The organism is Streptomyces sp. HSS9-12 (assembly GCF_054963655.1).
Map to the genome: position 1 here is coordinate 57,383 of NZ_JBUEGC010000021.1, position 20,510 is coordinate 77,892.

16 protein-coding genes are annotated in these 20,510 nt (G+C 72.5%); 14 read left to right on the forward strand and 2 right to left on the reverse strand.

The features are described 5' to 3' along the window. The first annotated feature begins 26 nt into the window (after nt 1-26). The 13 genes from cobN (at nt 27) to cobC (ending at nt 16,960) form a co-directional block, all read left to right on the forward strand. Complete coding sequence (gene cobN, locus ACY34J_RS13785; RefSeq protein WP_462726734.1) at nt 27-3,692, forward strand: cobaltochelatase subunit CobN; 3,666 nt, start codon at nt 27-29, stop codon at nt 3,690-3,692. Beyond that, nucleotides 3,689-5,821, forward strand: a complete 2,133-nt coding sequence (locus tag ACY34J_RS13790) for a putative cobaltochelatase (protein ID WP_462726735.1) — start codon at nt 3,689-3,691, stop codon at nt 5,819-5,821. The genes cobN and ACY34J_RS13790 overlap by 4 nt, the downstream gene beginning before the upstream one ends. Continuing rightward, complete coding sequence (gene cobO / locus ACY34J_RS13795; protein WP_462726736.1) at nt 5,821-6,417, forward strand: cob(I)yrinic acid a,c-diamide adenosyltransferase; 597 nt, start codon at nt 5,821-5,823, stop codon at nt 6,415-6,417. The genes ACY34J_RS13790 and cobO overlap by 1 nt, the downstream gene beginning before the upstream one ends. Then, nucleotides 6,417-8,045, forward strand: coding sequence for a cobyrinate a,c-diamide synthase (locus tag ACY34J_RS13800; protein WP_462726737.1), 1,629 nt, complete (start codon nt 6,417-6,419; stop codon nt 8,043-8,045). The genes cobO and ACY34J_RS13800 overlap by 1 nt, the downstream gene beginning before the upstream one ends. Further along, complete coding sequence (cobI, locus tag ACY34J_RS13805) at nt 8,042-8,773, forward strand: precorrin-2 C(20)-methyltransferase (protein ID WP_462726738.1); 732 nt, start codon at nt 8,042-8,044, stop codon at nt 8,771-8,773. Before ACY34J_RS13800 ends, cobI begins: the two co-directional genes overlap by 4 nt. A gap of 95 nt (nt 8,774-8,868) precedes the next feature. Next, on the forward strand, nt 8,869-9,687 hold the full coding sequence (cobM, locus tag ACY34J_RS13810; protein ID WP_462726739.1) for a precorrin-4 C(11)-methyltransferase: 819 nt from the start codon (nt 8,869-8,871) through the stop codon (nt 9,685-9,687). Next, complete coding sequence (locus ACY34J_RS13815) at nt 9,684-10,841, forward strand: cobalt-precorrin-5B (C(1))-methyltransferase (protein ID WP_462726740.1); 1,158 nt, start codon at nt 9,684-9,686, stop codon at nt 10,839-10,841. The genes cobM and ACY34J_RS13815 overlap by 4 nt, the downstream gene beginning before the upstream one ends. Then, complete coding sequence (gene cbiE / locus ACY34J_RS13820; RefSeq protein ID WP_462726741.1) at nt 10,838-12,265, forward strand: precorrin-6y C5,15-methyltransferase (decarboxylating) subunit CbiE; 1,428 nt, start codon at nt 10,838-10,840, stop codon at nt 12,263-12,265. The genes ACY34J_RS13815 and cbiE overlap by 4 nt, the downstream gene beginning before the upstream one ends. Beyond that, nucleotides 12,262-14,037, forward strand: coding sequence for a precorrin-3B C(17)-methyltransferase (gene cobJ / locus ACY34J_RS13825; RefSeq protein WP_462726742.1), 1,776 nt, complete (start codon nt 12,262-12,264; stop codon nt 14,035-14,037). The genes cbiE and cobJ overlap by 4 nt, the downstream gene beginning before the upstream one ends. Next, the gene (locus tag ACY34J_RS13830; RefSeq protein WP_462726743.1) at nt 14,034-14,315 is read left to right on the forward strand and encodes a DUF362 domain-containing protein; all 282 of its coding nucleotides are present in this window, start codon (nt 14,034-14,036) and stop codon (nt 14,313-14,315) included. Before cobJ ends, ACY34J_RS13830 begins: the two co-directional genes overlap by 4 nt. After that, nucleotides 14,312-14,986 carry a precorrin-8X methylmutase gene (locus tag ACY34J_RS13835; RefSeq protein WP_462726744.1) on the forward strand — a complete coding sequence of 225 codons (675 nt, stop codon included), beginning with the start codon at nt 14,312-14,314 and terminating at the stop codon, nt 14,984-14,986. Before ACY34J_RS13830 ends, ACY34J_RS13835 begins: the two co-directional genes overlap by 4 nt. Then, nucleotides 14,983-15,909, forward strand: a complete 927-nt coding sequence (locus tag ACY34J_RS13840; protein WP_462726745.1) for a sirohydrochlorin chelatase — start codon at nt 14,983-14,985, stop codon at nt 15,907-15,909. Before ACY34J_RS13835 ends, ACY34J_RS13840 begins: the two co-directional genes overlap by 4 nt. Next, entirely contained in the window at nt 15,899-16,960 is a 1,062-nt protein-coding gene (gene cobC, locus ACY34J_RS13845; RefSeq protein ID WP_462726746.1) for an Rv2231c family pyridoxal phosphate-dependent protein CobC, read from the forward strand. Before ACY34J_RS13840 ends, cobC begins: the two co-directional genes overlap by 11 nt. 165 nt (nt 16,961-17,125) lie before the next feature. Here cobC and ACY34J_RS13850 read toward each other — a convergent pair whose 3' ends face one another. After that, entirely contained in the window at nt 17,126-18,097 is a 972-nt protein-coding gene (locus ACY34J_RS13850) for an SCO1860 family LAETG-anchored protein (RefSeq protein ID WP_462726747.1), read from the reverse strand. 331 nt (nt 18,098-18,428) lie between these two features. Then, nucleotides 18,429-19,523 carry an amidohydrolase family protein gene (locus ACY34J_RS13855; RefSeq protein WP_462726748.1) on the reverse strand — a complete coding sequence of 365 codons (1,095 nt, stop codon included), beginning with the start codon at nt 19,521-19,523 and terminating at the stop codon, nt 18,429-18,431. 388 nt (nt 19,524-19,911) lie between these two features. On the opposite strand from ACY34J_RS13855, the gene ectA reads away from it, so the two are divergent. Continuing rightward, nucleotides 19,912-20,502: a diaminobutyrate acetyltransferase gene (gene ectA, locus ACY34J_RS13860; protein ID WP_462726749.1), complete on the forward strand. Its 591-nt coding sequence runs from the start codon at nt 19,912-19,914 to the stop codon at nt 20,500-20,502. The last annotated feature ends 8 nt before the right edge of the window (nt 20,503-20,510 follow it).

Here is a 20,510-nt window from a genome sequence, read left to right on the forward strand (position 1 = left end):
CGGAACGTACGCACGAAGGGGGCACCGTGAGCACTGTGCTGTTGCTTTCCACCGCCGACACCGACCTGTTGGCGGCCCGCGCTTCCGGCGCGCCGTACCGGATCGGCAACCCGGCGCGAGTCGATGTCGAGACCGAGCTGCCGGTCCTGCTGGACGGCGCGGCCGTCGCCGTCGTCCGGCTGCTGGGCGGCAAGCGGGCCTGGGAGGACGGGCTCGCGGTGCTGCGGGCGTCCGGCATTCCGACGGTGCTGCTGGGCGGCGAGGCCGTGCCGGACGCGGAGCTGATGGCCGAGTCGTCGGTCCCGGCCGGTGTCGTGGCGGAGGCGCTGCGCTACCTGGTCGAGGGCGGGCCGGGCAACCTCGGCGAACTGGCGCGCTTCCTCTCCGACACCGTCCTGATGAGCGGTGAGGGCTTCGAGCCGCCGCGAGAGATGCCGATGTACGGGGTGCACGGGGAGCGCAGTTACGATCCCGCGCGCCCCACGGTGGGCGTGCTGTTCTACCGGGCGCACCAGCTGTCCGGAAACACCGCGTTCGTGGACGTACTGTGCGATGCGATCGAAGCCCGGGGCGCCAATGCGCTGCCGGTGTACTGCGGCTCGCTGCGCGGCGCGGAACCGGGGCTGTACGAGCTGCTGGGGCGGACGGACGCGCTCATCGCGACCGTGCTCGCGGCGGGCGGCACGCGGGCGAGCGACGCCTCGGCGGGAGGCGACGACGAGGCCTGGGACGTGGGCGCTCTCGCGGAGCTGGACGTGCCCGTGCTCCAGGGCCTGTGCCTGACGTCCTCGCGCGCGGCGTGGGAGGAGTCGGACGCGGCGCTGTCCCCGATGGACGCGGCGATGCAGGTCGCGATCCCGGAGTTCGACGGCCGGCTGATCACCGTGCCGTTCTCCTTCAAGGAGCCGGGCGAGGACGATGTGCCGGTGTACATCGCCGACCCCGAGCGGGCGGCGCGCGTGGCCGGGATCGCGGTGCGGCACGCGCGGTTGAAGCACAAGCCGAACGCCCACAAGAAGGTCGCCGTCATCTTCACCGCGTACCCGACGAAGCACTCGCGCGTGGGCAACGCGGTGGGCCTGGACACCCCAGCGTCGGCGGTACGGGTGCTCGACGCGCTGCGCGACGCCGGATATACCGTCGACGGCTACCCGGACCATGGCGATGAGTTGATTCATCGACTCATCGAGGCGGGCGGCCACGACGTGGAGTGGCTGACCGAGGAGCAACTGGCCGCCGCCCCCGCGCGCGTGCCCCTCAAGGACTACCGGCAATGGTTCGCCCGGCTCGACCCGGAGCTGCGGGACGGGATGCTCGAGCACTGGGGCGAGCCGCCGGGCAATCTGTACGTGGACGTCCGCGACGGGGACGAAGCCGAGATCGTGCTGGCGTCGCTGCAGTTCGGCAATGTCGTGGTGATGATCCAGCCGCCGCGCGGCTTCGGTGAGAACCCGATCGCGATCTATCACGACCCGGACATGCCGCCCTCGCACCACTACATGGCGGCCTACCGCTGGCTGGAGAACACCTACCAGGCCGACGCCATCGTCCACATGGGCAAGCACGGCACCCTGGAGTGGCTGCCGGGCAAGGGGCTGGGCCTGTCGGCGTCCTGCGGCCCGGACGCCGTGCTGGGCCCTCTGCCGCTGATCTACCCGTTCATCGTCAACGACCCCGGTGAAGGCACCCAGGCCAAGCGCCGCGGGCACGCCACCGTCGTCGACCACCTGGTACCGCCGATGGCGCGCGCCGACACCTACGGCGACCTGGCCAAGCTGGAGCAGCTGCTGGACGAGTACGCACTCGTCAGCGATCTCGACCCGGCGAAGGCTCCGGCCGTACGGGCGCAGATCTGGACGCTGGTGAAGGCCGCGGAGCTGCACCACGATCTGCATGTCGACGAGCAGCCGGACGACGACGACTTCGACGAGTTCGTCATGCACATCGACGGCTATCTGTGCGAGATCAAGGATGTACAGATCCGCGACGGCCTGCACATCCTGGGCGGCGGCCCGGTCGACGAAGCCCGCGTCAACCTGGTGCTGGCCGTGCTGCGGTCCTCGCAGGTGTGGGGCGGCAAGGCCGAGGCCCTGCCGGGTCTGCGGGCCTCGATCGCCCAGCACTTCGGGCTGGTCGAGAAGGAGCTGCTGGCCGAGCCCGGCGCGGTCCTCAAGGTGCCCGTGGAGCTTACGACGCTGGTCGACGGGCCCTCGCGTACGGCGGCCGATGTCATCGATCTGCTGGAGCAGCTGTGCCGGCGGCTCGCCGAGGGCATGGAGGCGCGCGGCTGGGACGCGGCCGCCGCGCCGGGTCTGGTGTCCGGGGCGCTGGGACACGACCTGCCGGATGCGGTGGCGGTGCTTGAGTTCGCCTGCCGCGAGGTCGTGCCGCGACTGGCCCGTACCACCGATGAGATCGGCCATGTGCTGCACGCGCTGAACGGCGGCTACGTCCCCGCCGGGCCGTCCGGTTCGCCGACCCGCGGCCTGGTCAACGTCCTGCCGACCGGTCGCAACTTCTACTCGGTCGACCCCAAGGCGATCCCGTCGCGCCTGTCGTGGGAGGTCGGCCAGTCGCTCGCGGATTCGCTGATCGCCCGCTATGTGGCCGACACCGGCGGCTACCCGAAGTCGGTGGGTCTGACGGTGTGGGGCACCTCCGCGATGCGCACCCAGGGCGACGACATCGCCGAGATCCTGGCGCTGCTGGGCTGCCGTCCGGTGTGGGATGACGCCTCGCGGCGGGTGACCGGCTTCGAGATCGTACCGCTGGCGGAGCTGGGCCGGCCGCGCGTCGACGTCACCGTCCGCATCTCCGGGTTCTTCCGGGACGCCTTCCCGCATGTCGTCGGCCTGATCGACGACGCGGTACGGGCAGTGGCCGACCTGGAGGAGCCCGCGGAGTCCAACTACGTACGGGCGCACGCCGATGAGGACACCGCCGAGCACGGCGACCGCCGCCGCGCCACGGCCCGCATCTTCGGCTCCAAGCCGGGCGCTTACGGGGCGGGTCTGCTGCCACTGATCGACGCGCGGAACTGGAGGTCGGACAGTGACCTCGCCGAGGTGTACGCGGTGTGGGGCGGCTATGCGTACGGGCGCGGGCTGGACGGCAAGGCGGCGCGCGGCGACATGGAGACGGCGTTCCGGCGCATCCAGGTGGCGGCGAAGAACGTCGACACGCGCGAGCACGATCTCGTGGACGCGGACGACTACTTCCAGTACCACGGCGGGATGGTGGCGATGGTGCGCCATCTGACGGGCGCGAGCCCGGAGGCGTACGTGGGCGACAGCGCCACCCCCGACCAGGTCAAGACGAGGACCTTGAGCGAGGAGACGCACCGGGTCTTCCGCGCCCGGGTGGTCAACCCGCGCTGGATGGCGGCGATGCGGCGGCATGGCTACAAGGGCGCCTTCGAGATGGCGGCGACCGTCGACTACCTCTTCGGCTACGACGCGACGGCGGGCGTCGTCGACGACTGGATGTACGAGAAGTTGTCGGCGGAATACGTATTCGACCAGGAGAACCGGCAGTTCATGGAGCAGTCCAATCCCTGGGCGCTGCGTGGCATCACCGAGCGGCTGCTGGAGGCGGCGGAGCGGGGTCTGTGGGCGGAGCCGGACCCGCAGACTCTGGAACAGCTCCGCGCGACCTATCTGCAGCTCGAGGGCGACCTGGAGGGTGACGCATGACCGCCGTTCCGAACTACCCCTTCTCCGCGGTCGTCGGCATGGACGACCTGCGGCTGGCGCTCCTTCTGAACGCGGTGTCTCCGCAGGTGGGCGGGGTTCTCGTACGGGGCGAGAAGGGCACTGCGAAGTCCACGATGGTACGCGCTCTGACGGCCGTGCTTCCCGATATCGCGCTGGTACCGGGCTGCAGGTTCGCCTGCGACCCCGGATCTCCGGACCCCGCGTGTCCGGACGGCCCGCATGAGCCGGGTACGGGCACCACGCGTCCGACTTCCCTGGTCGAACTGCCGGTTGGCGCATCAGAGGACCGGCTTGTGGGCGCGCTCGACATCGAGCGCGCCCTGTCCGAAGGGGTCAAGGCCTTTGAGCCGGGCCTGCTCGCCGCGGCCAACCGCGGAATCCTGTACGTCGACGAAGTCAACCTGCTGCATGACCACTTGATCGACGTGCTCCTGGACGCGGCCGCCATGGGCGCCTCGTACGTCGAGCGCGAGGGTGTGTCCATCCGCCACAGCTCCCGTTTCCTGCTGGTCGGCACGATGAACCCGGAAGAGGGCGAGCTGCGGCCGCAGCTGCTGGACCGGTTCGGGCTGACGGTGGAGGTCGCGGCCTCGCGCGAGCCGGAGCAGCGCGTGGAGGTTGTACGGCGGCGGCTCGCGTACGACGAGGACCCGGCCGGCTTCGCCGCCCGCTGGGCCGGCGAGGAGCAGGCGCTGCGCGAGCGGATCGCGGCGGCACGGGCGCTGCTGCCGTCGGTGCGGCTCGAGGACGGGGCGCTGCGGCAGATTGCGGCGGTGTGCGCCGCGTTCGAGGTCGACGGCATGCGCGCGGACATCGTCACCGCCCGGACGGCGACCGCGCTGGCCGCGTGGGCCGGGCGCACCCAGGTGCTGGCGGAGGACGTGCGACAGGCCGCTTTGCTGGCGCTGCCGCACCGGCGGCGGCGCAATCCCTTCGACGCGCCGGGGCTGGACGAGGACAAACTCGACGAGACACTACAGGAGTTCGGCGGCGGAAATGACGATCCGGACCCGGAGGGGCCGGGCGGGGGTCGCGGTGGGCAGCCGCCGCAGGACGGCTCGGACGGGGCGCCGCCGTCTGGCAGTGAGACTCGGACGACCGAGGCGTCTGTGCCGGAGCAGCGCACGGACACTGGCGCGGATCAGGACGCTGAGAGCCGGCCGCCGCGCGCGCGTGGTGGCTCGTCCGGCGCCGACGACGGTGACTCCACAGCCGGTTCCGGTGGCGAGCAGCAGGCGGTCGGGGCGGCCGCGACTTTCAGGACGCGGCTGCTCAGCGTGCCCGGACTGGGCGAGGGGGCGGCGGGACGGCGCTCACGCGCGCGTACCGCTCACGGCCGCACCACCGGCGCCCGCCGCCCGCAGGGGACCCTGAGCAAGCTGCACTTGGCGGCCACCATGCGGGCGGCCGCCCCGCACCAGCACGCGCGCGGGCGCAGTGGACCCGGCCTGGAGATCCGGAGGGACGACCTCAGGCAGGCCGTCATGGAGGGACGGGAAGCGAATCTCGTGCTCTTCGTCGTGGACGCCTCCGGTTCGATGGCGGCGCGTCAGCGGATGAGTGCCGTGAAGGGCGCGGTGCTGTCGCTGCTGCTGGACGCGTACCAGCGCCGCGACAAGGTCGGGCTGATCGCCTTCCGGGGCGCGGACGCGGAGCTCGCCCTGCCACCCACCTCGTCGGTCGAGGCCGGCGCGGCGCGGCTGGAGAAGCTGCCGACGGGTGGCCGTACACCGCTGGCCGCCGGGCTGCTGAAGTCCCGTGAGGTGCTGCGGATCGAGCGGCTGCGCGACCCGTCCCGCCGCCCGCTGCTGGTCGTGGTCACCGACGGCCGGGCGACGGCCTCCTGCGCGCCCGGCGGCGAAAGGCAGCCGGGCGATCCCTTCGCGCTGGCCTCGCGCGCGGCGCGCCTGCTGGCCGCCGAGGGCACGGCCTCGGTCGTCGTGGACTGCGAGTCCGGGCCGGTGCGGCTGGGGCTGGCCGGCTCGCTGGCCCGCGATCTGGGCGGCACGGCGGTGACCTTGGACGAGCTGCGCGCCGACAGCGTCGCGGCCCTGGTACGTGACGTGCAGGGAACCACGAACACACCGAGGACACGGAGGGCCGCGTAATGCCGCAGGGGAAGCCGAGTGTCGTGCCGGATGACGGGCTGACGACGCGCCAGCGCCGGAACCGGCCGCTGGTCGTGGTGCACACGGGCGTCGGGAAGGGAAAGTCGACGGCGGCTTTCGGACTGGCGCTGCGGGGATGGAACCAGGGCTGGCCGATCGGTGTATTTCAGTTTGTCAAGTCCGCGAAGTGGCGGGTCGGCGAGGAGCGGGCGCTGCGTGTCCTCGGCGGCTCGGGCGAAGGGGGGACCGTCGCATGGCACAAGATGGGCGAGGGCTGGTCGTGGGTCCAGCGGGACATCGAGTCCAGCGAGGAGGCCGCGCGGGAGGGCTGGGAGCAGGTCAAGCGCGACCTGGCCGCGGAGACATACCGGCTGTACGTGCTGGACGAGTTCGCGTACCCGATGCACTGGGGCTGGGTGGACACCGACGAGGTGGTGTCGGTGCTGCGGGACCGCCCGGGCACGCAGCACGTCGTCATCACCGGCCGTAACGCCCCGGAGAAGCTGGTCGATTTCGCCGACCTGGTCACGGACATGTCGAAGGTCAAGCACCCGATGGACGTGGGCCAGAAGGGCCAGAAGGGCATCGAGTGGTGATGTCCCCTGTCGGCTCCGTGCCCCGTTTCGTGGTTGCCGCGCCGGCGTCCGGCAGCGGCAAGACGACGGTGGCCACGGGTCTGATGGCCGCCTTCGCGCAGCGTGGCCTCGCCGTGTCCCCGCACAAGGTCGGACCGGACTACATCGATCCGGGGTATCACGCGCTGGCGACGGGGCGGCCGGGGCGCAATCTGGACGCGTATATGTGTGGGCCGGAGCTGATCGCGCCGCTGTTCCTGCACGGCGCGGCGGGTGCGGACCTCGCCGTGGTCGAGGGCGTGATGGGCCTGTACGACGGTGCGGCAGGTCAGGGGGAGCTGGCTTCGACGGCGCATGTGGCGAAGTTGCTGTGCGCGCCGGTGGTGCTGGTGGTGGACGCCTCGTCGCAGTCGCGCTCGGTGGTCGCGCTGGTGCATGGATTCGCCTCGTGGGATCCGGGAGTGCGGATCGGCGGCGTGATCCTCAACAAGGTCGGTTCGGACCGGCACGAGGAGCTGCTGCGGGAAGCGTTGGACTCGTCCGGGGTTCCGGTGCTGGGCGCGCTGCGCCGCGACCGCCAAGTCCGTACGCCCTCCCGCCATCTGGGCCTGGTGCCCGTCGCCGAGCGGCATGCGGAGGCGGTGGAGGCGGTGTCCGCGCTCGCGGAGCGGGTACGGGCGGGCTGCGATCTGGACGCACTGCTCACCCTGGCCCGCAGCGCCCCGCCGCTGAAGGAGTCCCCCTGGGACCCGGCGGCCGAAGCGGGGTTGTGGCCAGTCGCTCCGCAGGGCGAAGAACGCCAAGGGTTGTGGGCCGTCGTTCCTCCCCCTGGGGGCACCACCCGGGCCGCCAGGCCCAGGGGTGCCACCTCCCCCAGCTACCGCTGGGGGGACTCCCAGGGTGCCCCCAGCGAAGGGGGTCCCCCCGGACGGAGTCCGGGGGAGGGTGGGCACGACCCGGCCACCGGGCCGCACCCGGCCAACCGAGAGCGACCACGTACGGCAGCATCGCCAGAGGAAGCGAACCGTGCAGAAGCCCGCCGCAGGCGCCCCGTCATAGCCGTCGCCGGCGGAGCCGCGTTCACGTTCTCCTACGCGGAGCACGCGGAACTGCTGACCGCAGCCGGAGCCGAGGTGGTCACCTTCGACCCCCTCCGCGACGAGCAGCTGCCACCCCGCACCGCCGGGCTGGTGATAGGTGGCGGCTTCCCCGAGGTGTACGCCCCGGAGCTGTCGGAGAACGAGCCGCTGCGCAAGGCAGTCGCGGAGCTGGCCGCATCGGGGGCGCCCGTGGCCGCGGAGTGTGCCGGGCTGTTGTATCTGGCGCGGTCGCTGGACGACAGGCCGATGTGCGGTGTGCTGGACGCCCGGGCGCGGATGTCCGAACGGCTCACGCTCGGCTATCGCGAGGCGGTCGCGGTCTCGGACAGCGTGCTGGCCGCGGCCGGGACCCGCCTGCGGGGGCACGAGTTTCACCGCACGGCGCTGGAGCCGGGGGCGGGCCCCACGCCCGCCTGGGGGCTACGGCAGCCGGAGCCGCGCGTCGAAGGTTTCGTACACGGGGGCGTGCACGCCTCGTATGTTCACGTGCACTGGGCGGCCGCGCCGGGCACGGCTCGCCGGCTCGTCGAAAGGTGTGGAGCATCATGAGCAGTCGACTGATCGGGATCGGGGTCGGCCCCGGTGACCCGGAGTTGGTGACCGTGAAGGGCGTGAACGCCCTGCGGGACGCCGACGCCGTCGTCGTCCCCGTCATGGAGGACGGGGGTACGGGCCGCGCCGAGGCGACCGTGCTGCACTACGTGGATGCCGCGAAGGTCGTCCGGGTGGTGTTCGCGCTGAACGAGCGCAGCGATCGGGCCCGCCGCGAGGCCGCGTGGGACGCGGCCGGCGACCGGGTCGCCGAACTGCTGCGCAGCCACGGCACGGTGGCCTTCGCGACCATCGGCGACCCCAATGTGTACTCGACCTTCACCTATCTCGCGCAGACCGTCGCCGAGCTGGTCCCGGGTGTGGTCGTCGAGACGGTGCCGGGCATCACGGCGATGCAGGACCTTGCGGCGCGCAGCGGGGCAGTGCTCACCGAGGGTACGGAGCCGCTGACGCTTGTGCCGGTGACCGCCGGATCCGGCGTGCTGAAAGAGGCCCTGGAGGGCCCGGGGACGGTCGTGGCGTACAAGTTCGGGCGGCTGGCGGCCGAGGTGGCGTCCGCGCTGCGTGCCACAGGCCGTACCAGGGGCGCCGTGTGGGGCTCGGCGCTCGGCCTGCCGGAGGAGTCGATCCGGCCGGCCGAGGAGCTTCAGGCGGGCCCGCTCCCATATCTCTCCACGCTGATCGCCCCCGCACGGCGGGACAGCGGCCGCGGAGGCAAGCTGTGACACTCCCCCGCTGACCGGCTCTCACCGCCCCGGCCACTCCGCCCGGGCGCACCCCCGCTGTCCAAGCCCCACCCCTGTACTTGAGAGGAACTCCCATGGCCGCTGAGACCACCGGCAAGGTGACCTTTGTCGGCGCCGGTCCGGGCGCCGCCGACCTGCTGACCTTCCGGGCAGCCCGTGCCATCGCGGAGGCGGACGTCGTGATCTGGGCGGCCAGCCTGGTGCAGGCGGATGTGCTGGAGCACGCCCGCGAGGGGGCGGAGATCCTGGACTCCGCGACGATGTCCCTGGAGGACGTGCTCGTCGTCTACGAGCGGGCGGTTCGCGACGGGCTGCGGGTGGCCCGTATCCACTCCGGCGACCCGGCCCTGTGGGGCGGCACGCAGGAGCAGCTCGACCGTTGCGTGGAGCTGGGGCTGGAGGTGGAGGTCGTGCCGGGCGTGTCATCGTTCTCGGCGGTCGCTGCGATAGCCCAGCGAGAGCTGACGATTCCGGAGGTCGCGCAGTCGGTGATCCTGACCCGGCTGGGGGGCGGCAAGACGCCGATGCCGCAGGGCGAGGAGGTCCGGGAGTTCGCCCGGCACGGCACCACCATGGCGGTCTTCCTCTCGGCGGCCCGGTCGGGGCAGCTCGCGGCGGAGCTGGTGGAGGGTGGCTATCCGACGGACACGCCCGTGATCATCGCCTACCAGGTCACCTGGCCCGAGGAGTTGGTGCTCCACTGCACGATCGGCACGCTGGAGGAGACGGTCAAGGAACACAAGCTCTGGAAGCACACCCTCTTCCTGGTCGGCTCCGCACTGTCCGCCTCCGGCACCCGCTCACACCTCTACCACCCCGGTCACTTCCACGGCTTCCGCCGTGCTGACCCCGCCTCCCGGCGGGCATTGCGCGCACAGAGGTCCCAGCCATGACCGGCTTGTCTGCCGAGGGTCCGGAGCTGCGCGAGCCGGATCTGCCGCGTACGGCCAAGCAGCGCCCCAAGGCGCTGCGCACCGGCTGGACCACGGGTACCTGCGCCTCCGCGGCGGCGCGCGCCGCTGCGCTGCACCTGGTGACGGGCGAGCCACAAGCATGGGTGGAGGTCGCGCTGCCGTCGGGCCGTCGAGTGACCTTCGCCGTGGAGCGCTCGGCCGAGCTGCGGCCCGGGCGTACGGAGGCCGTCGTGGTCAAGGACGCGGGTGACGACCCGGATGTGACCCACGGTTCGCACCTGACGGCCACGGTGCATTGGCGCGACCGGCCCGGTCTGGCTCTGCACGGCGGGGTCGGCGTCGGTGTGGTGACCAAGCCGGGGCTCGGCCTGGAGGTCGGCGGGCCGGCCATCAACCCCACCCCCCGGGCCATGATCAACCAGGCGGTGGGCGAGGTCATCGACCTCGCCGAGCGCGGTGTCGATGTCACCATCAGCGTGCCGGACGGCGAGCAGCGGGCCCGTAAGACCACCAACGCCAAGTTGGGCATACTGGGCGGGATTTCGATCCTCGGCACGACCGGGATCGTCCGGCCGTTCTCGACCGCATCCTGGCGGGCGAGCGTCGAACAGGCCGTGTCGGTCGCGGCGGCGCAGGGCGCCCCGGCGGTGGTGCTGTGCACGGGCGGGCGCACGGAGCGCGGTGCGATGGAGCTGCTGCCGCGGCTGCCCGAGGTGTGCTTCATCGAGGTGGGCGACTTCACCGGGGCGGCGTTGCGCCGCGCGGTCGAGCAGGGCGTGGGCCGGGTCACGTTCGTAGGCATGATCGGCAAGCTCACCAAGCTCGCCTCCGGCGTGCTGATGACCCACTACACCCGGTCCAAGGTGGACACGGGCGTTCTCGCGGACATCACCCGTGCCGTCGGCGGCCCGGAATCGGTCGCGTCCGAGGTGGCGGTGGCCAACACGGCGCGGCACGCCTACGAACTGTGGGAGTCGGCAGGGCTGCTGGAACCGGCGGGGCTGGAGCTGTGCCGTCGGGTGGTGGATGTGATGGAACGCTTCGTGGACCGGCGGATCGTGGCCGACGCGGCGATGGTCGACTTCACCGGACGGGCGGTCGTCGCCCGGTGCGGGGGAGGGCTGATTCCATGATCACCGTCATTGGCACCGGCACGGGCGCCGGCCTTCCTCCCCAGGCCCGCGAGGCCCTCGCCACTGCCGGTCTGGTCGTGGGCGCCCGCCGTCACCTGGAAGCGGCCGAACTACCGCCTCATACCGGCCGTGTTGTCCTGGGCCCGCTGGCCCCGGCCCTGGACCGTATCGCCGACCACCTCGCCTCTCATCCTGCGCTCCCTCACGAAGAAGCCCCGATGAGGGTCGCGCCATTGGCGCCGGCTGCGTCCGGGGCCGGCGTGGACCGCGCAGTTCCCATGGAACCCGGCCGGACTCGCGAAGCGGCCGTGGCGGCGAGCGTTGTGGTGCTGGCCTCCGGCGACCCCGGGTTCTTCGGGATTGTGCGGGCACTGGCCGGACGGTTCGGCGCGCAGGCACTCGAGGTGCACCCGACCTCGCCCTCCGTCGCGGTCGCGTTCGCCCGGATCGGCCTGCCGTGGGACGACGCCGTCGTCATCAGCGCACACGGCCGGGACGTTCGCACGGCGGTCAACGTCTGCCGTGCCCACCCCAAGACCGCCGTGCTGACCGGCCCGGGAGCAGGCCCCGCCGAGCTCGGCGCCGCGCTCGCGCGGTCCGGCGCGGCGCGCACGCTCGTGGTCGCGTCCGCGCTCGGTACCCCCGGCGCCGAACGCGTCGAGCGGCTCTCCCCCGCGGAAGCCGCCGCCCGCGACTGGCCCGATGCGGTCAGCGTCGTCCTCTGTCTGGACGAGGGCCGCGCACTGTCCCCGCACGTGCGAACTGTGGCCGGGCCGCGCTCCGCTCCCGCTCAGTGGGCGCTGCCGGAGAGCGAGTTCGAGCACCGCGATTCGCTGATCACCAAGTACGAGATACGGGCACTGGCCCTGGCCCGCCTCGGGCCGCGTCTCGGCGACCTGGTGTGGGATATCGGCGCCGGGTCGGGCTCGGTCGCCGTGGAGTGCGCCAGGCTCGGCGCCGCGGCCGTCGCCGTGGAGAAGAGCACGGACGGTGTGGAGCGGATCCGGGCGAACGCCGCCGCGCACGGCGTGGACGTCCAGGCCGTGCCCGGCACCGCGCCCGCCGTGCTGCCTCAGCTGCCCGACCCCGATGCGGTGTTCATCGGCGGCGGCGGGCAGGAACTGCCGGCGATCGTGGCGGCCTGCGCCCAGCGGGCGCGGCGCAGCGTCGTGGTCACCCTCGCCGCGCTGGACCGGGTGCCGGCCGTACGGTCCGCGCTGGCCGCGGCCGGGCTCGTACCGGACGGGGTGCTGCTGCAGTCGGCGCGGCTCGCCCCGCTGCCGGGTGAGGTGACCCGGCTTGCCTCGACCAACCCCGTGTTCGTGCTGTGGGGTGTACGCGACGACCGCGCTGGGCAGAAGCCCGGCCGCACCCAAGCCCAATCCCCAACAGCCTTCCCTGGAACCGAAGGAGCACTCTCGTGATCGGCCTCATTTCCGCCACCGCGGCCGGCGCCGCCGCCCGCGACCGGCTGGCCGCGGCCTGGCCGGACCGTACCCGGGTGTACGACGGCCCGGTGCGCGAGGCGGTCGAGCGTGCCTTCGCCGAGTGCGAGCAGCTGGTGTGCTTCCTCGCCACGGGTGCGGCGGTGCGGCTCCTCGCCCCGCTGCTCGCGGGCAAGGACAGCGACCCGGGGGTGGTCTGCGTCGACGAGGCACAGCACCATGCCGTGGCCCTGCTGGGCGGCCACGGCGGCGGAGCGAATGCGCTCGCGGTGGCCGTATCCGACCTTCTGCCTGGGTGCGGCCCGGTGGTGACGACTGCGACCGACGCGGCCGGGATCCCCGGCCTGGACACGCTGGGGCGGCCTGTCGAGGGTGCGGTCGCGGCGGTGACGCGCGCGATCCTCGACGGAGAGCCGGTCGCCCTCCACGCCGACGCGATATGGCCGTTGCCGGCCTTTCCACCAAACGTCGCACCCGCACCCGCACCCGCAGGCTCCGCCCCGCGCCGCACGCCCACGGAGGCCGCAGTCGACAACGGGCCAGCGGGGGCCGCCGAGCCCCACGCCACGCTGCACATCACCGACCGGGTCGTCCCGCTCGACGAGCGCACGGCCGTGCTGCGCCCGCCGTCACTCGTCGTCGGGGTCGGAGCCAGCCGCGGGGTGACCGTCGAGGAGGTGCTCGGGCTGGTACGGGAAACGCTGTCCGCGGCGGGCCTTTCCCAGCGGTCGGTCACCGAGTTGGCGACCGTCGACGCCAAGGCCGACGAGCCCGGGCTGATCGAGGCGGCCAAGGCGCTCGGCCTGCCGCTCACCACGTACGCGGCGGACGCGCTCTCCCCCGTAGAGGTGCCCAATCCCTCCGACGCTCCCCTGTCCGCCGTCGGCACGCCCAGCGTCGCCGAGGCTTCCGCGCTGCTCGCCGCCGGGCCGGGTGCCGAACTCGCCGTCGCCAAGCGCAAGTCCGCGCCGGAAGGCCGTGCGGCGATGGCCACCTGCGCGATCGCCCGCCGCCGCCCGCGGGGCCGACTCGCGGTCGTCGGACTCGGCCCCGGGGCACGCGATCTGCTCACGCCACGCGCCCGGGAGGAGCTGCGCCGCGCATCGACGGTCGTCGGGCTGGACCAGTACGTGTACCAGATCCGCGACCTGCTGCGCCCCGGCACCCGCATCCTCGAATCCGGCCTCGGAGCCGAGGAGGAGCGGGCCCGTACGGCGGTGGCGGAGGCCCGCGCGGGGCACGCCGTCGCACTGATCGGCAGCGGTGACGCGGGGGTGTACGCGATGGCGTCGCCCGCGCTCGCCGAGGCGAGTGAGGACATCGATGTGGTGGGCGTGCCGGGGGTCACGGCCGCGCTCGCCGCCGCGGCGATCCTCGGCGCGCCGCTCGGCCACGACCATGTCGCCATCAGCCTGTCCGACCTGCACACACCCTGGGAGATCATCGAGCGCCGGGTGCGGGCCGCGGCCGAGGCCGACATCGTGGTGACCTTTTACAACCCGCGCAGCCGGGGCCGTGACTGGCAGCTGCCGAAGGCGCTCGGCATCCTCGCCGAGCACCGCGCGGGGACGACACCGGTCGGCGTGGTGCGCAACGCCTCGCGCCCGGACGAGAGCAGCCGGCTGACGACACTGGCCGAACTCGACCCGGCGACGGTCGACATGATGACCGTCGTGGTCGTCGGCAACACCGCAACCCGCGCGATCGCGGGCCGCATGGTGACGCCCCGCGGCTACCGGTGGCAGTCATGACGCCGCGTCACACCGGTCACGGCGCTGGGCCCGATGCGGCGGCCGTGCAGGTGAGTTCGCGCTGCGCGGGCTGCGGTGCCTGTCTGCTGACGTGTCCGACGCATGCGATACGCCCGCGGGGCGGCTCCCTCCTGGTGCGAGCCGAGCTGTGCACCGGCTGCCTCGAGTGCATCGAGATATGCCCCGTGGACGCCATCGAGGAGACTGCTCTCGGCGTGCCCTCTGTGCCTCCCCCAGGGGGCACCGCCACCGTCCGCCCCTCCGGAGGAGCCCCGTGACCCGCACGGTCCACCCCATCGAAGACAAGTCCTTCCGCATCCTGCGGTCGCGGCTCGACACCAGCCACTTCCCGCCGCTCACGCGGGCTGTTGTCGAGCGGGTCATCCACTCCAGCGCCGACCTGGAGTACGCGACGGACCTGGTGTGTGACGAGCCGTCGCTCGTCGCCGCGTACGCGGCGCTGCGCGCCGGGGCGCCGATCGTCGCCGACGTCGAGATGGTCGCCGCGGGGATCACCGCCCGCAAGGCGGTCTGCCGGCTGCCGGAGGCCAAGTCGGGCCCCGGACTGACCCGTTCCGCCCACGCCGTGCGGCTCGCCTACGAGCAGGTCGGTCCGGGAGCGGTCTGGGTGATCGGCTGTGCCCCCACGGCGCTGGAGGAACTGCTCGTGCTCGATGCCGAGCCGGCGCTGGTCATCGGCTTGCCCGTCGGCTTCGTCGGTGCGGCCGAGAGCAAGGCCGCACTGCGCGAGAGCGGTCTGCCGGCCGTCAGCAACATCTCGGAGAAGGGTGGCTCGGCGGTTGCCGCGGCTGCCCTGAACGCCCTTCTCTACACCGAGTACAGCCAGCCCACCGAGTACGCCCCCACTACCGACTCCCCCGAAGCAGCCGGCTCCGCCACAGCCGGCTGGGCAGCAGTCAGCACACCACCCCTCAAGGAGATTCCGTGATCCCGCCCGCGCTGCTCATCGCCGGCCATGGCACCCGTGACGAAGCGGGAGCCGAGGCCTTCCGCGCATTCGTACGGGAGCTGGGCAAACGCAATCCGGACCTCCCGGTGGCGGGTGGGTTCATCGAGCTGTCCCCGCCGCCGCTCGCCGACGCGGTCTCCGAACTCGTCGAGCAGGGCGTGCGGTCGTTCGCCACCGTGCCGCTGATGCTGGTCTCCGCCGGGCACGCCAAGGGCGACATTCCCGCGGCGCTCGCCCGGGAGAAGGAGCGCCACCCCGGCATCTCCTACCGGTACGGCCGGCCCCTCGGCCCGCACCCGAAGCTGCTGAAGGTGCTGGAGCGCCGGCTCGACGAGGCGCTGGGCGCGGGGGCCCGTACGCCGTCGGACCGGGCCGCCACGACCGTGCTGCTCGTGGGCCGCGGCTCGACCGACCCGGACGCCAACGCCGAGGTGTACAAGGCCGCGCGGCTGCTGTGGGAGGGCCGGGGCTACGCGGGCGTGGAGACGGCCTTCGTGTCGCTCGCGGCGCCCGATGTGCCGTCCGGCCTGGACCGCTGCCTGAAGCTCGGTGCACGCCGCATCATCGTGCTGCCGTACTTCCTGTTCACCGGCATCCTGCCGGACCGGGTGCGGCTGCAGACCGAGGGGTGGGCGGCGGCGCACCCGGAGGCCGAGGTGCTGTCCGCGGATGTCATCGGCCCCACCGAGGAGTTGGTGGAGCTGGTGATGGAGCGCTATCGGGAGGCCGTCGAGGGCGACCTGCGGATGAACTGCGACTCCTGCGTCTACCGCGTCGCGCTTCCGGGCTTCGAGCACAAGGTCGGCCTGCCGCAGCAGCCGCACCACCACCCCAACGACCCCTCGGGCGACGGTCACGGGCACGGGCACCATCACCACGCCGACCACACTCATGCCCACTGAGCAGACGGCCCCGGCGCACGACCTGCGCCACCACGGCGACGCGGAAGTCCGGGACGGCGGAGCGGGCCTGACCGACCTCGCGGTCAACGTCCGGGGCGGTACGCCTCCGGAATGGCTCAAGGCTCGGATAGCCGCGTCGCTGGACGGGCTCGCCACCTACCCGGACGGGCGGGCGGCTCGCGAGGCGGTGGCCGTACGGCACGGGCTGCCCGTGGAGCGGGTGCTGCTGACGGCCGGTGCGGCGGAGGCATTCGTCCTGATCGCGCGTGCCTTCCCCACCCGTCGGCCGGTGGTCGTGCACCCGCAGTTCACCGAGCCGGAGGCGGCCCTGCGGGACGCCGGCCACCGGGTGGAGCAGGTCGTGCTGGACGTACGGGAGGGCTTCCGGCTCGGCCCGGACGCGGTCCCCGAGGATGCGGACCTGGTGGTGGTCGGCAACCCGACCAACCCCACGTCGGTGCTGCACCCGGCAGGGGCCATCGCGCGGCTCGCCCGGCCCGGCCGCGTGCTGGTGGTGGACGAGGCGTTCATGGACGCGGTGCCGGGCGAGCGCGAGTCCCTTGCCGGGCGTACCGATGTGCCGGGCCTGGTCGTCCTGCGCAGCCTCACCAAGACCTGGGGTCTGGCGGGGCTGCGGATCGGCTATGTGCTTGCCGCGCCCGACGCCATCGCGGCCCTGGAGCGGGCGCAGCCGCTGTGGCCGGTGTCGAGCCCGGCGCTGGCCGCGGCTGAGGCGTGCTGTGCGCCCCCAGCGCTCGCGGAGGCCGCGCACGCCGCCCATCGCATCGCCGCCGACCGCGCTCATCTGCTGGACCGCCTGGCGGAGTTCACCGGCCTGCACGTCTGCGGCCCGGCAGCGGGCCCGTTTGTGCTCATACGCCTGGCGGGCGCCGATGGCGTCCGGGAGCGGCTGCGTGACCTGGGGTTCGCCGTCCGCCGCGGCGACACCTTTCCCGGCCTCGGCCCGGACTGGCTGCGGCTGGCCGTACGGGACCGGGCGACGACGGACCGCTTCGCCGACGCGCTCGGGAAGGCCCTCGCCGACCGCTGACAGGCGGCCGTACACGGCTGTACGGGCCTGCAACGCGCGTCCCCGCCCACGTGGCTACGTGAGCGGGGACGCAGGCACCCCGGCTGTCTCACCGGTGCCGCATATGAACAGCCGGTCCCAGCGAAGGCCCGGCCCCGCGGGGCCGGGCCTTCGGCCTGCTCCGGCTCAGCCGCTGTCGCCACCCGTGGCGGTGCGGCGGCGGCGTGCGAGCACCAGCGTCCCGGCGCCCGCGGCAACCAGCACGGCTGCGCCGCCTGCGAGGTAGGGCGTCATGGAGCTGCCACCGGTCTCGGCGAGGTTGTCCGAGTCCTTGCCCGATCCGGTCTGGGGCTTGACGTCCGAACCCGAACCCGAGCCCGACCCCGTGTCCGAGCCACCGCTGCCGCCCGGCTCCGGCGAGTCCGAGGGCACCTCCGACGGCTCCTGGGACGGCCCCGAGCCCTCCGGCGTCTCGCAGCTCGCCTCAACCAGCGTGACCTGGCCGTTGACCGCGCCGACGCCGAGCTTCTGCGGCTTGACGGAGACCTTCAGGTCGAGCGCGGTGGCAGCGGCCGTACGCGAGGTGGTCGAGGTCTTCGACAGCTCCAGCTGGACCTCACCGACGCCCGGCACCTGCACCGTGGTCGTACCGGCCGCGCTGAGGGTGACCTTCTTGCCGAGAACGCGCACGGTGCCCAGCACGTTGGACTTGGCAGTCGGCCGCGCGCCCGCCTTGCACACCGCCTTCGACGTCACCTGCTCGACCTCGATCAGCGACAGCAGCGGCAGACCGGGCACCCGGACCTTGGCGCGGACGAGGTTGGAGTACCCCTCCGACGTGCTGTGGTCCACGGTGGCGCGGGCGGTCGCTACCTCAGCGCGCAGCAGGTTGACCGGCTTGCCGTTTTCGGCGCCGTCCACCTTCACTGTCAGCGCCGTCTTGTTCGCGCTCTGCGGCGCGTGCACCTCGTTGAGGGAGGCGGCCAGCGGGACATGGGCCTTGTTGAGCAGGGAGACATCCAGGCCGGCGCGGAGCACGGCGGCGGCAGCCTTCCCTTCGCCTCCGGTGGCGTGCGCGGGCGCAGCGCCAAGGAGCACCGCGGGACCGGCCGTCAGGGCGACGGCGGTCAGTACGGCGGCGGCGCGGCGTGCGGGCATGCTGAAGGCAGAGTTGTTCACAGTGAGAAACCCCCACAAGAGACTTGGAGTCGTCGACGCGGCCAATGGGGGACATCAAGAGCGCCGACGACCTCGACGCCCGACATCTTTACGTACTGAGAGTGAATGGGCGGCAAGCTGACGGGACTTCACTCCAAAGGGTGGTTTCCGCGTCGGTATTCGATTTCGGGGTTGTCTCCGCTCCCCCTCGTCACCCCCGCAACGCCCCATGAGCCAGGCCGCGGGCAATGTCAACGACGCCCGCGGCCTCGTGGTAACGCTGCGTCAACCGGGCGAATAAAACGCAGCCCAGCCGAGGAAATCGGCAGGCTCAGCCGATGACCTGGCCGCGCAGCACCACCTGCCGCGGCGCGGTCAGCACGCGCACATCCGCCCGCGGATCGGTCTCGTAGACCACCAGGTCGGCCGGCGCCCCCTCCTCCAGGCCCGGGCGCCCGAGCCACCGCCGGGCGCCCCAGGCCGTGGCCGAAAGCGCTGCCACCGCCGGGAACCCGGCCTTGACCAGTTCCGCGACCTCCGCCCCCACCAGACCGTGCGCGAGCGAGCCCCCGGCGTCCGTGCCCACGTACACCGGGATGCCGGCCTCGTACGCGGCGCGCACCGTGTCGTAGCGGCGTTCGTGCAGCCGCCGCATATGGTCGGCCCAGCGCGGGAACTTCTCCTCGCCGCCCGCCGCGAGCTTGGGGAACGTCGCGATGTTCACCAGCGTGGGGACGATGGCCACGCCCCGCTCCGCGAACAGCGGAATGGTCTCCTCGGTGAGCCCGGTGGCGTGCTCGATGCAGTCGATCCCGGCCTCCACCAGGTCGATCAGCGACTCCTCCGCGAAGCAGTGCGCCGTGACCCGCGCACCCAGCCGGTGCGCCTCGGCGATCGCCGCCTCGAGCGCGCCGCGCGGCCAGCAGGCCGCCAGGTCACCGGATTCGCGGTCGATCCAGTCCCCCACCAGCTTGACCCAGCCGTCCCCGCGCCGCGCCTCCCGAGCGACGTACGCGACGAGGTCCTCCGGCTCGATCTCGTGCGCGAAGTTGCGGATGTAGCGGCGGGTACGGGCGATGTGGCGGCCGGCGCGGATGATGCGCGGCAGATCCTCGCGGTCGTCGATCCAGTGGGTGTCCGAGGGCGAGCCGGCGTCGCGGAGCAGCAGGGCGCCCGCGTCCCGGTCGGTCACCGCCTGCTTCTCGGTGGTCGACTCGTCGACAGGGCCCTCGGTGCCGAGCCCCACGTGGCAGTGCGCGTCGACCAGGCCCGGCAGCACCCAGCCGGTCAGGGTCGCCATATCGCGGGCGCCCGCCGGCCGCTCATAGGTGATCCGGCCGTCCATCACCCACAGCTCGTCCCGGATCTCCTCCGGTCCGACCAGCACCCGCCCCTTGATGTGCAGCACCGCCGCGCTCTCAGTCATGGCAGGCACTGTACGAGCCCGCGCACCGCGGCGGCATGCCCCCAGTCACGCGAACGACACCTCCAGCATTTCGCGATATCTTCTGCAGGCGAATTCCCAATTCCTCGGACGCGCAGCTTCCCGTATTCTTCTGCCCCGTTTTCCGAGCCCCAAACGCAGAAGTTTTACGAAGCACAAGCGCCGTAATTCGGACGCATCTCAGAGCCGTTACGCATTTGTGATGGACTCCACACCACGTCCGTTTCACCCGGAATTTTCCGGATAAATCATCTGCAACCTTGGAGCGTCCGCGCACGCGCGCACCCCCGCGCGATAACACATGACCCCCTCCTCGCGTAACCCCATCCGCCGATGCAATTTCAATTTCTGCTAGGTAAATTAAATTCGCATGACCGCCGCACAAGCAGACCTTGCACGTGCCCACAGCGAATTTCTCGAAATGCCGGAGGGGCTGAAGCTCGACGCACCCCGTGTCGAGGACGGAGCCGCGATCTGGCGCATCGCCCGTGACTCCCGGGTGCTCGACCTCAACTCCTCGTACAGCTACCTGCTGTGGTGCCGCGACTTCGCGGCCACCTCCGTGGTGGCGCGCGACGGGGACGGCGAGCCGGTCGGCTTCATCACTGGCTACATCCGCCCCGAGCGCCCGCAGACCCTCGTCGTCTGGCAGGTCGCCGTCGACCACGCGCACCGCGGCCGGGGCCTGGCCGGTGCGCTGCTCGACGGGCTGACCGCCCGGGTCGTCGACGAGCTGGGCGTACGCCGGGTCGAGACCACGATCACCCCCGACAACACCGCGTCGAACCGCCTCTTCACCTCGTTCGCCGAGCGGCACGGTGCGCACGTGGACCGCGAAGTCCTCTTCGACGGCGGGCTGTTCCCCGACGGAGGGCACGAGCCCGAGGTGCTGTACCGCATAGGCCCGCTGGCGGCCGCGGACTCCGCGCAGGCCGCATCCGCCGCGGCCGCCGCGCCCTGACGCACCCG

Bases quoted from the DNA above. Each gene is read 5' to 3' on its own strand.
- ACY34J_RS13790 (WP_462726735.1), top strand. From the start codon at position 3,689: ATGACCGCCGTTCCGAACTACCCCTTCTCCGCGGTCGTCGGCATGGAC.
- cobO (WP_462726736.1), top strand. From the start codon at position 5,821: ATGCCGCAGGGGAAGCCGAGTGTCGTGCCGGATGACGGGCTGACGACG.
- ACY34J_RS13800 (WP_462726737.1), top strand. From the start codon at position 6,417: ATGTCCCCTGTCGGCTCCGTGCCCCGTTTCGTGGTTGCCGCGCCGGCG.
- cobI (WP_462726738.1), top strand. From the start codon at position 8,042: ATGAGCAGTCGACTGATCGGGATCGGGGTCGGCCCCGGTGACCCGGAG.
- cobM (WP_462726739.1), top strand. From the start codon at position 8,869: ATGGCCGCTGAGACCACCGGCAAGGTGACCTTTGTCGGCGCCGGTCCG.
- ACY34J_RS13815 (WP_462726740.1), top strand. From the start codon at position 9,684: ATGACCGGCTTGTCTGCCGAGGGTCCGGAGCTGCGCGAGCCGGATCTG.
- cbiE (WP_462726741.1), top strand. From the start codon at position 10,838: ATGATCACCGTCATTGGCACCGGCACGGGCGCCGGCCTTCCTCCCCAG.
- ACY34J_RS13830 (WP_462726743.1), top strand. From the start codon at position 14,034: ATGACGCCGCGTCACACCGGTCACGGCGCTGGGCCCGATGCGGCGGCC.
- cobC (WP_462726746.1), top strand. From the start codon at position 15,899: ATGCCCACTGAGCAGACGGCCCCGGCGCACGACCTGCGCCACCACGGC.
- ACY34J_RS13850 (WP_462726747.1), bottom strand. From the start codon at position 18,097: ATGCCCGCACGCCGCGCCGCCGCCGTACTGACCGCCGTCGCCCTGACG.
- ACY34J_RS13855 (WP_462726748.1), bottom strand. From the start codon at position 19,523: ATGACTGAGAGCGCGGCGGTGCTGCACATCAAGGGGCGGGTGCTGGTC.
- ectA (WP_462726749.1), top strand. From the start codon at position 19,912: ATGACCGCCGCACAAGCAGACCTTGCACGTGCCCACAGCGAATTTCTC.